The sequence below is a fragment of the Streptococcus sinensis genome, assembly GCF_000767835.1.
Lineage (GTDB): Bacteria > Bacillota > Bacilli > Lactobacillales > Streptococcaceae > Streptococcus > Streptococcus sinensis.
Map to the genome: position 1 here is coordinate 1 of NZ_JPEN01000001.1, position 13,397 is coordinate 13,397.

Annotated in this window: 11 protein-coding genes; 1 reads left to right on the forward strand and 10 read right to left on the reverse strand. The window is 43.9% G+C overall.

Annotation, left to right across the window (positions count from 1 at the left end):
* Positions 1–70: 70 nt before the first annotated feature.
* The 10 genes from SSIN_RS00005 to dnaG all read right to left on the reverse strand — a co-directional run bounded on the left by SSIN_RS00005 (position 71) and on the right by dnaG (position 12,709).
* Positions 71–763 (reverse strand): phosphoglycerate mutase, encoded by a 693-nt coding sequence (locus SSIN_RS00005; protein WP_037614357.1) that lies wholly within the window; start codon positions 761–763, stop codon positions 71–73.
* A 179-nt stretch (positions 764–942) separates the two neighbouring features.
* A complete protein-coding gene (locus SSIN_RS00010) occupies positions 943–1,395 on the reverse strand; it encodes a Fur family transcriptional regulator (protein ID WP_037614372.1) in 453 nt (150 codons plus the stop codon).
* 178 nt (positions 1,396–1,573) lie between these two features.
* Complete coding sequence (gene cshA / locus SSIN_RS00015; RefSeq protein ID WP_037614358.1) at positions 1,574–3,148, reverse strand: degradosome RNA helicase CshA; 1,575 nt, start codon at positions 3,146–3,148, stop codon at positions 1,574–1,576.
* 702 nt (positions 3,149–3,850) lie between these two features.
* Entirely contained in the window at positions 3,851–4,093 is a 243-nt protein-coding gene (locus tag SSIN_RS00020; RefSeq protein WP_037614359.1) for a DUF3642 domain-containing protein, read from the reverse strand.
* 560 nt (positions 4,094–4,653) lie between these two features.
* A complete protein-coding gene (pheT, locus tag SSIN_RS00025; RefSeq protein WP_342341875.1) occupies positions 4,654–7,083 on the reverse strand; it encodes a phenylalanine--tRNA ligase subunit beta in 2,430 nt (809 codons plus the stop codon).
* Between the two features lie 335 nt (positions 7,084–7,418).
* On the reverse strand, positions 7,419–7,928 hold the full coding sequence (locus tag SSIN_RS00035; protein ID WP_037614363.1) for a GNAT family N-acetyltransferase: 510 nt from the start codon (positions 7,926–7,928) through the stop codon (positions 7,419–7,421).
* Positions 7,929–7,974: 46 nt separating this feature from the next.
* Positions 7,975–9,024 carry a phenylalanine--tRNA ligase subunit alpha gene (gene pheS / locus SSIN_RS00040; RefSeq protein ID WP_037614364.1) on the reverse strand — a complete coding sequence of 350 codons (1,050 nt, stop codon included), beginning with the start codon at positions 9,022–9,024 and terminating at the stop codon, positions 7,975–7,977.
* 299 nt (positions 9,025–9,323) lie between these two features.
* Entirely contained in the window at positions 9,324–9,662 is a 339-nt protein-coding gene (locus SSIN_RS00045; RefSeq protein WP_037614365.1) for a metal-sulfur cluster assembly factor, read from the reverse strand.
* A gap of 126 nt (positions 9,663–9,788) precedes the next feature.
* Entirely contained in the window at positions 9,789–10,901 is a 1,113-nt protein-coding gene (gene rpoD / locus SSIN_RS00050) for an RNA polymerase sigma factor RpoD (RefSeq protein WP_037614366.1), read from the reverse strand.
* A gap of 2 nt (positions 10,902–10,903) precedes the next feature.
* On the reverse strand, positions 10,904–12,709 hold the full coding sequence (dnaG, locus tag SSIN_RS00055; protein ID WP_037614368.1) for a DNA primase: 1,806 nt from the start codon (positions 12,707–12,709) through the stop codon (positions 10,904–10,906).
* Positions 12,710–12,843: 134 nt separating this feature from the next.
* Between dnaG and mscL the strand changes: the two genes are divergently transcribed.
* Positions 12,844–13,230 carry a large conductance mechanosensitive channel protein MscL gene (gene mscL / locus SSIN_RS00060; RefSeq protein WP_037614370.1) on the forward strand — a complete coding sequence of 129 codons (387 nt, stop codon included), beginning with the start codon at positions 12,844–12,846 and terminating at the stop codon, positions 13,228–13,230.
* Positions 13,231–13,397: the final 167 nt, after the last annotated feature.

Sequence of the window (13,397 nt, forward strand, 5' to 3'; positions counted from 1 at the left end):
GAGTTCCGCAATTGGGAATCTCTAGCTTTTTTGTGGCTGAGAACTATTTTGTCTCAGACTCTTGTACTTCTTATTTTCCAAGATAGTATTCTTTTACTACGTTTAATTTTTCATCAAACTCAAATACAAGAGGAGGGAAGTTTGGAATTTCTACTCCCATGATTTCATCATCAGACAATTGTTTGATGTGTTTCACAAGAGCGCGGATAGAGTTTCCGTGTGCACCAACGAAGACATTTTTACCATCTTTAAGAGCTGGAGCAATTTTATCTTCCCAGAAAGGAAGAGCACGTTCCAAAGTAACTTTCAAGTTTTCAGCATCTGGTACTACTGTGTCATCAAGATTAGCATAACGGCGATCGCTGTGAGCTGAATATTGATCATCTCTGGCCATATCTGGAGGCAAGACATCATAAGAACGACGCCAAATGTGAACTTGCTCGTCACCAAATTGTTCTGCTGCTTCGGCTTTGTTTTTACCAGTCAGACCACCATAGTGACGTTCGTTCAAGCGCCATGATTTTTCAACTGGTACCCAAAGTTGGTCTGAATATTCAAGAGCCAAATTAGTTGTTTTAATAGCACGTGTCAAAACTGATGTGAAAGCAATATCAAACTCAATTCCCGCTTCTTTGATCAACTTACCAGCGTCGATTGCTTGTTGTGTTCCTTTTTCAGAAAGGTCTACATCAGCCCAACCAGTGAAGAGGTTTGCTTTGTTCCATTCAGACTCACCATGGCGAGCAAAAACTAATTTTACCATTAGAAGTTCTCCTTTTATTTTCCGAGGTTGTCCTCGTTTATCTATTCTATTTTACAAAATTTTTCGTTAAAAAGCTAGTCTAAGTAAGAGAAACATAAAAATTTCACAAATGAATAAGCTAAGTAAAGAAAAACTTTCCTAAACAAAAAAGAAGTTTCAAAATGAACTTCTTTTCAATTTTATCCTGCTTGAACAATTTGCTCCTGACAGGCTGGACAAATTCCATAAACTGTTGTCTGAGCATTGGTAATTCGATAGCCAGTTTGTTTTTCAACTTCCTCTTTGACATCCGGTAAATTAAGGTCCATATCAGCAATACGACCGCATTTTTCACAAATCACATTGAGATGCTGATGTCCCATAAAATCAAAATAAGTCGTTGTATCATTACGGACTTTAAGCTCTGCCACAAATCCCTCATCAATCAGAACTTTAAGATTATTGTAGACAGTCGCCAGACTCATGTGCGGAAATTCTGGCAACAAAGCCTGATAAATCATCTCGGCACTAGGATGATCACTGCTATTAATCATAAAAGCAATAACTGCTTTTCTGGTTTCAGTAAGCCGAACACCCTTCATTCGCAGATGTTCTGTCACTTCCTGATAATACTTTTCATTCTGTTGGTTCATCATATATTCAACTCCATACATACCATTAATAATCTCATTCCATTATACCACGACTGAAAAAAGTTTACTATTAAGAATGATTGTAAATAAAGCAAAATTCACAAAATTTTTTCAAAGCAAAAAGAGAGCGATATTCGCTCTCCCACTATTAGTAGCCTCTACAGCCGACAAGCATCCATTATTTGTCGCCCTTGTTACGGATGACAAAGCCTGTTTTCTTTTCGCTAGAAGTACGGTGCGGACGCTTGTTCCCTCTGCTTTCGAAATCACGACTATTCTTGTTTGACTTGCGTTTAAAGTCACGACGGCCTCCATCTCGGTCTTCGCGTCCACCTCGACGATCACGACCTTGGTCACCTCGACGACCGTTGCCACGGCCGCTCTTCCCTTTGCCGCCAAAGCCACCGCCAGACGGTTTAAATGGCAATGGTTTTTCACGGGCAATTTCTACTTCAGGAAGAGTATCTGGATCTTGCACCGTCAAGCTGAGAATATACATGGCCAGCTCTTCTGGGCTGAATTCTGCTGCCAGCTTGCGGGCATCCTTGCCAAATTTCTCAAAGTTAGAACGGATGCTTTCATCAGCAAAATCGCGCTCAATCTTCTTAAGAGCCACTTTTTTCTTAGCTTGGAAAGCTTCCTCTGCAGTAGCTGGCTTAAGGCCTTTCATGCGCTTCTTGGTCAGATTTTCGATAATCTGCAGATAACCCATTTCATTTGGTGCTACGAAAGTAATAGACTGACCTGACTTACCAGCACGACCAGTCCGACCAATTCGGTGAACATAGCTTTCTGGATCCTGCGGAATGTCATAGTTGTAGACGTGGGTCACACCAGAAATGTCCAATCCACGCGCGGCTACATCTGTCGCTACCAAGACATCCAAATTGCCGTTTTTAAAGTCGCGCAGAACGCGGAGACGCTTGCCTTGGTCCAAATCACCATGGATGCCCTCTGCTCGGAAACCGCGGATTTTCAGACCGCGAGTCAGCTCATCCACCCGGCGCTTGGTCCGGCCAAAGACGATTGACAGCTCAGGCTGGTCCACATCCATCAGGCGGGTCATGGTATCAAATTTTTCATTTTCCTTGACGCGGATATAATACTGATCGACCAACTCTGTCGTCAGCTCCTTAGCCGCAATCTTGACATGCTCAGGCTCCTTCATAAACTGCACACCGATACGCTTGATAGCATCCGGCATGGTCGCTGAAAAGAGTAAGGTCTGACGTTCTGCTGGTACACGAGAAATGATAGACTCAATATCTTCCAAAAAGCCCATGTTAAGCATTTCATCCGCTTCGTCCAAGATCAAGGTTTCAATCTGATTCAGCTTAAGTGCTTTGCGTTTGATTAAATCCAAAAGACGGCCAGGTGTTCCTACGACGATATGGGCACCAGATTTGAGGGCCTTAATTTGCTTTTCGATGCTGGAGCCACCGTAGACAGAACGCACTTTGACACCCTTGCTACGGCCAAAACGGAAAAGCTCTTCCTGACTCTGCACGGCCAATTCACGGGTTGGAGCTATAATCAATGCTTGCACAGCAGGATTATTTGTATCAATCTTCTCCAGAGTTGGAAAGCCAAAGGCTGCCGTCTTTCCTGTCCCTGTCTGGGCCTGACCGATAACGTCCTTACCTGCCATGGCAAGTGGAATCGTCTGCTCTTGAATAGGGCTCGCTTCTACAAAGCCAGCTTTTTCAATCTCTGCTAGTAATTCAGCAGATAAATGTAATTCATTAAATTTCAATGTTCTTCTTCTTTCTAAAGGCGGTGCGAAGCCACCTTATAAGGCATTTTTACTCTTTGAAAATCAGTCAAAAGGCTAATAATCTCTAAGCATTAGCTAATTCTCAGGAGAATGATAGGTCGTTGATTAGCTGGATATTTTGTATCCTTTTAGTATATCTGCAACCCGCGTTGCTGGTTCTCATTCTTTGAAAATCAACTTAGTTACTTGCAACTTACCCAGTATACCACAAAGTAAAGTCAAAAGATAGGAATTATACGCAAGATTTTGTTTATATTGGAAATTTTTTGAAACTTTTTTGAAAATATACCTCTAGTTTCATACAAAAATACAAGAAAGAGAGGAAAAGATGCCAGCCTACTTCTTCTTAAAAAATATCCTCCAATTCAACTCAATTTCAATCTAGTCTTTCTTCCTCTGGAAAGCACCACCCTGTCGCCCCTCTCCAGCTTATCTGGAAAAAGCACATCCCTCCCACCGCTCCTACCCAAGTTTTTCTGGATGAAGTTGAAGTACAAGTAGAAATGAGAAAGTTAGACGATTCAGAATAGAAACACCTTCCAATAAAATCAGATAAAGAAAAAGAAACAAGCAAGTGCTTCAGTTCATAGACTGACACTTATCTTGTTTCTTTTTTCTATACGTTTAGCATCCGCTATCTTCACTGCTCCTCCTGTTGTCCAGAGCAGTTTGAGAAACGGCTTACTGCTTGGTAAAGGTCAGAGTATCTGGATCATCATCCAGTTCGTCCACAATCAGCTGATTACCATTTTGGCGATAGCTTTTAACATCGTCACCAACAATTAATCTTTGATTAGCTGTATCTACTTGTACCTGCTNCGAAGTGGTATTTCCTCCCTGATTCGCATTACTTGAGCAAGCAGCTAATAGGACTGCTAGTGTCAGAGATAGAATTCCGATAAAGGCTTTTTTTGAAATAGTCATATCGCTTTCTCCTTTTTCTACAATTGTAGTTTATATTCCTATTCTACACTTGTCTGTCTCATTTGTCAAGAATTTGCTATTCTCTCTGAAAAAGGTCCGGATAGCAAGCAGATGAGCTGTGACATAATCAATAGCTCACATCAATTACATATTGATTGTTGTTTTCTTGCTTCCTTTCAAACCCCAATTGCTCATTATAAGAATCTACAGTAGCTTATAACCTTTTCTGCTCTTCTTATAAGGTTTCATCTTCAGGTATATCAATTAAGCTATTCATCATTTTAGATTTCTGGATTATCATCGGACTCTCATGTAACTTTTCTTCTTTTCGCTCGGATTTCAACCGTTCTAAGCCATTACTATAGCTATCACCACTGCTGTTTAGTGATTAAATTGCTCCGATGATAAGCAAAAATCCCAATAAGCTCATCCCACATAATTTCTCTTATCTTCCATAGCAATTTCCTTTATGTTAAGCTTGAATACTATAAATGATGGCTTTTATAAAGTGCTATTCATTGAGAAAAGCAGCCCCAAAGGACTGCTTCTTTTTATCTATACTACCGTACCTCTGCACCGAGTTTTTCAGTCAGGGATTTTTCGATTTTTTCCATGTATTTAGCCACTTCTTCGTCAGTCAGGCTAGCTTCTGGATTTTGGAAAGTCAGGCTGTAGGCCATGGATTTAAGGCCGACACCCAGCTTGTCACCAGAGAAGATATCAAAGAGCTTAATATCTGTCAAGCGCTTAACACCAGCTGCTTGGATTGCATCAAGAACCTCTTGGTGAGTGATTTCAGCCTTGAGCAAGAGGGCCACATCACGGCTGACAGCTGGGAATTTAGTAATTTCTGTAAATGGCAGTGCTGGCTGGAGCTGCTTCTCGATAGCAGACAGGTTGAGCTCAGCCACATAAGTTTCAGGAATATCGTAAGCCTTAGCTGTCGCAGGATGGACTTGGCCGACAAAGCCAACAGGCTGGCCATTGATAGAAATCAGGGCAGTTCGTCCAGGATGCAGACTCTTCATCTGGCTGCTAGCCGTATATTCCGCTGTCAATCCCAACTTAGCAAAGAGTGCTTCCACTACACCCTTAGCATAGAAGAAATCAACTGCTACTGGCTTGGTCTGGAAGTCTTTTTCATTAACCAAACCTGTCAAAGCAAAGGCAAAGCTATTGATTTCATTTGGAAGTTCGTCCTTAGGATTGCCGGTCTGCTCAAAGACTTTTCCAATCTCATAGAGAGCCAGATTCTTATTTTTACGAGCTACATTGTAGGCTAGGGAGTCCAAAATACCAGAAACCATGTTCTGACGAAGAACGGAGCGCTCCACTGTCATCGGCCACATGAGCTCAGTCAAGTTACTAGGATTGAGAGTGAACTCAATCGCCTTTTCTGGCGTCGTCAAAGCGTAGGTGATGATTTCTGTCAGCCCAGCTCCTTCTGCTAAGGTCCGTACTTGACGGCGCAGTTGCTGCGTTTCAGTCAATTCACTGGCAGTCCCGTCATCTTTTGGCAGGCTAGCTGGTAATTTGTCATAGCCGTAAATGCGGGCAATTTCTTCATAGAGATCCGCTTCGATTGCAATATCCCAGCGACGGCGAGGGACACTGACAGTGAACTGTTCAGCATTTCCTGACAAGCCAAAGCCAAGTCTGCGGAAGACATCCACAATATCTGTATAAAGTAAATCTGTTCCCAAAACTCGGTTGACATCCGCGAGACTAGACACCACTTCTACATCACTAGTGTCTAAGCTACCAGCGGATACGATACCAGCCTGAACTGTCGCTCCTGCCAAGTCCGCAATCATACTTGCTGCCGCGTCCAAAGCTTCATTAACAGTTGCTACATTGATGCCTTTTTCAAAGCGGGAAGATGATTCAGAACGAAGATTAAGGCGCCCGCTGGTCTTGCGGATTGATTTACCATCAAAAACAGCCGCCTCCAGAACAACACGAGTGGACTGGCCAGAGATTTCAGTCGCTGCTCCACCCATGACACCAGCCAGAGCAACTGGCTTATCCGCCACAGTAATGACTAGGTCGCTGACTTCCAGCTCCCGCTCTTCGCCGTCCAGCGTCACCAGTTTTTCACCAGCACGCGCTTCCCGCACGACAATCTGGTCACCCTCAAAAGTATCCAAATCAAAAGCATGCATAGGCTGACCAAAGTAGAGCAGGATGTAGTTGGTCACGTCCACTACATTGTTAATCGGACGAATTCCTTCGTTCATAAGGAGATTTTGCAGCCACTGAGGACTTGGGGCGATGGTGACATTTTCCAAGATACGAGCCGCGTAGTAAGGGGCTTTCTCTGTCTCAAGGACTACTGAAAGGCTGTCAGCTGCCTGCTTTTCATTTTCCGCCAGCGGAAAATCTTTGAAATGCACTGACTTGTCATAAATAGCAGCCACTTCATGAGCCACCCCACGCATAGACAGAGCATCTGCCCGGTTTGGGGTGATAGAAAGCTCGATAATCTCATCGTCCAAGTCTAGATAAGAGAAGACTTCCTCACCCGGCACTGCTTCTTCAGGCAGGATTTGAATGCCATCCGCAAATTCCTTTGGCACGACAGAATCAGAAATGCCCAGCTCACCGAGAGAGCAGATCATGCCCAGTGACTCCAAGCCACGGATTTTTCCTTTTTTAATCTTATAATTGTCGGCAATGCGAGCACCCGGCAGAGCCACCATGACCTTGATGCCTGCGCGAACATTTGGAGCACCGCAGACAATCTGACGGTTCTCCTCTTCTCCGACATTGACTTGACAAACATGCAGGTGGGTATCAGGAACATCCTCACACGATACCACCTCACCAACGACAATTTTGGACAGGCCAGCAGCTGGTGATGTCACACCTTCCACTTCAATTCCTGTCGTTGACATTTTCTCAGCCAGCTCAGCGCTCGCCACATCAATGTCTACTAACTCTTTTAACCACTTATAACTTACTAGCATATTTAAGATATTAAGACCGGCCAATTGCCAAGGCAATTGGTAAAAGCGACCAAATTTTAGGGATTTGTCTGAAATCCTGATTTCAGAAACAAATCATCTAAATTTCGAGCTTTTAGGTCGTATTCATTTCCTCTCTCTAAATTTTCTGCACTTGTGCTTTGCCATTACTACAAAGGATACCAAGGGCGTCAAAAACGACTGAAAAACAGGAGATTTGCTAAACATTCGACGAATGATCGCAAATCTATCTTTTTTCCGAGTTTTTAGCCCGGGTTCAATTCCTTTCTCTATTCTATCGCTGAGGAACTTGACCAACCAAATTTTAGGTCGTATCATTTCCTCTCTTTAAATTTTCTTGTTTATTTCAATTTCTTGCGCAGCAGCCAGTCTGTATCTACTGTCTCACCAGTGATATAGTCGTGCTGGCTGAATTTCTCAAAGCCGTATTTAAAGTAAAAATCTTGAGCCCTAAAATTCTTTTCCCAGACGCCCAGCCAGACCCAGTCAAAGTCTCGTTTCTTGGCTTCATCTAAGGCAAATTCAAACATCTCCTTGCCCAAGCCCTGACCATGATAGGCTTTCAAGACATAGATTCTCTGAGCCTCAAAGGCTTGTGGCAGTTCTTGCTCCGTTTGAGCCTGTCCCCAGTTAAACTTGAGAAAACCAGCGATTTCACCCTCTTTGACAACAAAATAGGTCTCTGACTCAGGCTCTGCCAGTTCCTTTTCGATAGTTGCAAGCGACAGCTCATTGTCAAAATAATGAGCCATATCAGCTTCCTTGATAAATTGACCAAAGGTTTCTTGATAGGTCGCGACCTCCAACTCCCGTAGGAGGCTCGCTTCTTCTTTCTTGACTCTGACTAGCATAACTGCACTCCTTTCTCAGAAAAGCTGCATTGATGACTACAGGTTTCTACTTAAACTGCTGAGAAAAACGAATATCTCCTTGGTAGAAGCCACGAATGTCGTTGATACCGTAGCGGAGCATAGCTACCCGCTCTTGACCGAGCCCAAAGGCAAATCCAGAGTATTTCTCCGCATCAATGCCACTCATTTCCAACACGCGCGGATGCACCATACCAGCTCCCATAATCTCAATCCAGCCAGTCTTCTTGCAGACATTACAGCCGGCACCGCCACACTTAAAGCAGGAAACATCCACTTCAACAGACGGCTCTGTGAATGGGAAGTATGATGGACGCAGACGGATACTGCGATCTTCGCCGAACATTTTCTGAACAATCAGCTGCAGCGTTCCTTGCAGGTTTGCCATGGAAATATTTTCTCCAACCACCAAGCCTTCAATCTGATGGAACTGGTGGGAGTGAGTCGCATCATCGGTATCCCGGCGGAAAACGCGACCTGGTGAGATCATCTTGAGTGGCCCTTTAGAAAAGTCATGAGCGTCCATAGCTCGCGCCTGTACCGGACTGGTGTGGGTTCTGAGCAGAATCTCCTCTGTAATGTAGAAAGTGTCCTGCATATCCCGTGCTGGGTGGTCCTTAGGCAGATTCATCCGCTCAAAGTTATAATAGTCCTTTTCCACTTCAAAGCCGTCCACGACCTGATAGCCCATCCCGATGAAGATATCTTCAATTTCTTCACTAGTTTGGCTAAGAATATGACGGTTCCCAACCGGAATTTGACGGCCTGGCAGGGTCACATCCAAGGATTCCTCAGCCAGTTTCAGAGCTACTAATTGCTCTTCCATCTCTTGAGCAGTCTTTTCAAAGGCTGCTGTCAGAACATCACGCGCTTCATTGACATGCTTCCCGATAATCGGCCGCATTTCAGCTGAAATATCCTTCATCCCTTTCAGGACTTCAGTCAGCGAACCCTTCTTACCCAAGACTGCTACACGCAAGTCCTGCAGTTCCTTTTGATTCTCAGCCTTAAGCTGCTTGAGAGAAGCTAGAGTCTCTTCACGCAGGCTTTTCAGTTGTTCTTCAATCGTTTTCGTCATTTTCCCTCCAAAATAAAAAGCGCGTCAATCTCCATAAGCGGAGCGTTGACACGCGGTACCATCCGTTTTTTATCTGGCAAGCCAGACCTTACTTATCAATCCTAGAGCAAGTGAATTCGCCTAGCTTTCATCTAGAGAGCTTTCAGTCGCTGGCTCCCCTCCCTGTTAAACTTCCCCTAGGTTACTGGTCTTGCGGATTGCTATTTAGTTACGTTTCATTCTACCAGATTTTACTAACTTTGGCAAGGGAAATTCCATTATCAAACAAGAAAAACCTGCATCAAAGCAGGTTCCTTTACTCATTTAATCCCCAAGGCAATGCGGGCATATCGACTCATCTTTTCCACTGTCCAAGCAGGATACCAGACCAGCTTGACCTCTGTCTTGGTCACTTCAGGGACATCTGTCATGGCATCATAGATTTGGTCGGTCAAGAGATCCGCTAGCGGGCAACCCATGGTCGTCAGAGTCATGTCAATTTCTGTCTCACCAGTGTCCCCATCAAAGCGAATTTCATAAATCAGTCCCAGATTGACAATATCAATCCCAAGCTCAGGATCAATAACCTGCTCCAAACTTTCTAAAATACGAGTTTTGATTCCCTCTATTTCTTGGGATGTATAATTTTTTTCTGACATGTAATACCCTCCTTATAGATATAGCAGAGATTTCAAGTTAGCTCGAGGGGGCTTTTGTTTTCAGCTAGTATTGCCGACTTGACGATTCCTGCTGAAGGCTTTCCACCTCTCCTTGCTCTTCAGTTCTTAATCTTCGATAAAGTCTCTGAGTGGTTTGCTGCGGCTTGGATGGCGGAGTTTGCGCAGGGCTTTTGCTTCAATCTGACGAATCCGCTCACGGGTGACATTAAAGACCTTACCAACATCTTCCAGTGTCCGCATCTTCCCATCGTCCAGACCAAAGCGCAAACGCAAGACGTTTTCCTCGCGGTCTGTCAAAGTATCCAAGACTTCGTCCAACTGCTCACGGAGAACGACACGAGTTGTGTAGTCAACTGGATTCTCAATTACTTCATCTTCGATAAAGTCCCCCAGATGACTGTCATCTTCCTCACCGATAGGGGTCTCCAGCGAAACTGGCTCCTGAGCAATCTTGAGAATCTCACGAACCTTATCTGGTGTCATATCCATGCGCTCAGCGATTTGCTCTGGTGTTGGATCCTGACCTAATTCCTGCAAGAGATTGCGTTGCTCGCGAACCAGCTTGTTAATGGTTTCCACCATGTGGACCGGAATCCGAATAGTCCGAGCTTGGTCAGCAATCGCACGGGTAATAGCCTGACGAATCCACCAAGTCGCATAAGTTGAAAACTTAAATCCTTTGGTGTAGTCAAACTTATCAACGGCCTTCATCAACCCCATATTTCCTTCTTGAATCAAGTCAAGGAACTGCATACCACGGCCGACATAGCGCTTGGCAATGGAAACAACCAGACGAAGATTGGCCTCAGCCAGACGCTGCTTGGCTTCCAAGTCTCCCTGTTCTACCAAGATAGCCAGCTCCTGCTCTTCTTCATTGCTGAGAAGGGGCACAACCCCGATTTCTTTCAGATACATGCGGACTGGGTCATTGACCTTGGCTGAATTACTCCCTAGGAGCTCTTCATCCGTCAGCTCTGCCTCTTCCTCTTCAGTATTCAAGACACGCGCGCTAGGATTTCCTTCCTTATCCGTGATAGAAATGCCCGCATCCTGAATACGCTGCAATAAATCTTCAATCCCATCAGCGTCCAAGGCGAAGGGGATGACCAGTTTGTCGTTTATTTCATCATCCGTTGCTGCACCCGTTTGCTTGTGATTGCGGATGAATTCTGCAATTTGAACGTCTAATGTTGTTACTTCTTTTTGTTTTGTAGCCATACCTACTCCATTCTTCTTTTTTGTGCGATAAAGCGCTCCACCTCTAATATAGCGGCATCCTCATCTCCAGTATGCAAAGCTTCTCGAACCTTTTTGCTAATCAGCTGATTATTCTTTCGAAGCAATTCGCGTTCCCTAGTCAGCTCAACTTCTGCTAACTCTCCGTCTTCCATCTCCTCTGGCAAATCTTCCTCCAACATCCGATACCAAAGTTGCTGGACTCTTTCTGGTAAGCTAGATAAATCCTGCGAAGTTACTTCACCATTGGCCAGTAAAAGCTCGTATAGCTCCTGCAATTCCGCCGTATCAAAGGCGAAATCTGTACGAAGCCGATAGCTATTTAAAACCAGCGGATTGTGTACCATACGATAAAGGATATGAATTTCTGCCTTTATCAGCCGTGATAGCTGTTTAGACAACGGAAGATCTACCAGTACAGGTCTTCTTAGAGATTCCGACTGCTGCCTGCTTCGACTACTTCGCTCAGTCAAACGACTATTGTTAACCGTATTCTCTACCTGCTGGTAATCAAAATCTGGCAGTAACTCAGCCAACATATAAATATAGGAATTCTGAGCTGTAATAGACTGCGTTTGAGCGATGATAGGTGCCATCTGCTCCACAAACTCAATCTGGGCCTGCAGGTTTTCGATATTATCTGGTTTAAGATAACGTAGAAGAAACTCCACATTACTAATTCGCGTTTTGGTCAGATAATTTTGCAATTCCGCAGCAGAGTTTTTAGCAATAAACTCATCCGGATCCATATTGTCAGGAAGAGAGACGATTTCCACCGTCATATCCCGCAGCTCCTCTAAAGCCTTGGCTGTCGCAGCTTGACCAGCCCTGTCTCCATCATAAGTCAGAATAATTTTCTTACAATACTTAAGCAGATGCTGAACGTGCTCAGGTGTCAGAGCTGTTCCCATAGATGCGACTGCATTTTCAACTCCAGCCCGGTAAGCCGCAATCACATCCATGAAGCCTTCCATCAGATAAACCTCATGGCGTTTTTTGATGACTGGCTTGGCCTTATCCAGATGATAAAGCTCATAGCTTTTATTAAAAATAGCGGTGCTGCGACTATTCTTATACTTGGCAGTCTGTGAACCAGGCTCCGAATCTTGCCAAATCCGTCCGGAAAAGGCCACAACCTGCCCGCTCTCATTGGTCAGGGGAAACATAATCCGGTTCTGAAAAGCATCATAGACCAAATTGTTCTCTGCCAGATTGAAGAGACCTGAGTTCATAATGGTATGCTCATCAAACTTACCAGCCATACTCTTGTGAAGGTAATTACCTTCATTGGGAGCTAGACCGATTTGAAAATGCTTAATAACCTCATCCGTCAGCCCGCGCTGGTAGAGATAGGCTCGCGCTTCTTCTCCCATCTTGGTCGTCATTAGAACAGCATGATAAAACTTAGCCGCCTCGGTATGAATATCGTAGAGAGCCTGATGCGGATGAACCTGTCTCGGTCGATCCTTGCCCGCTGTCTCTACAGCCAAGGAAATTCCTCCCCGCTCTGCTACAAGCTGAACAGCCTCCATAAAGGAAACGCCTCGGTAGTCCTCGATAAATTTAAAAACATCTCCTGACTTACCACATCCGAAACAATGGTAAAACTGTTTGTCCTCTACAACATTAAAGGAAGGCGTTTTTTCACCATGAAAGGGACAAAGTCCCAGAAAATTTCTCCCAGCCTTGGTCAAGGCTACTGTTTCTCCTATGACATCGACGATATTGACACTATTTTTTATTTCAGAAATGGTTTCTTTATCCAATAGACAATACCTCCAATTTATCATAGAATATCACTCTATATTTTATAATAAAATGAGGCAAATGTAAAATATTTGATAGACAAATGGCTTGAAAGAATCATTTATTTGAGCTATAATAAAATTTCAAATAGTAACTCATTTTTTGAAAGGAAAAAGAAATGTTAAAGGATTTGAAAGAATTTTTGCTTCGCGGTAACGTGATTGACTTGGCAGTCGGTGTTATCATCGCCAATGCTTTTGGAGCAATCGTCACTTCACTGATTCAGGATGTTATCACTCCTTTGTTCCTCAATCCAGCTTTGAAAGCTGCTGGCGTGGAACAAATCGCTGGTTTAAAATGGAACGGAATTGCTTACGGAAGCTTCTTAAGCGCAGTAATCAACTTCTTGGTAATCGGTACTGTCCTCTTCTTTATCGTCAAGACTGCTGAAAAAGCACAAAACCTTGCTAAGAAGAACGAAGAAGCTGCTGAGGAAGAGCCAGCTGGACCAACTGAATTGGAAGTCCTACAAGACATCAAAGCTTTGCTTGAAAAGCAAAACTAACCCTCAAGGAAAGGCACTGATGAATCGTCAGTGTTTTTTTGTTTCTTATTTTTAGAGAAGAAAAAAACGGCTCTATAATATTTGTAGTGGGTAAATCCCCTATAGATATTATGGAGCCTCTTTTGTTGTAGAAAACATACTAAGATTAGTAGTGAAGAAATCTCCGA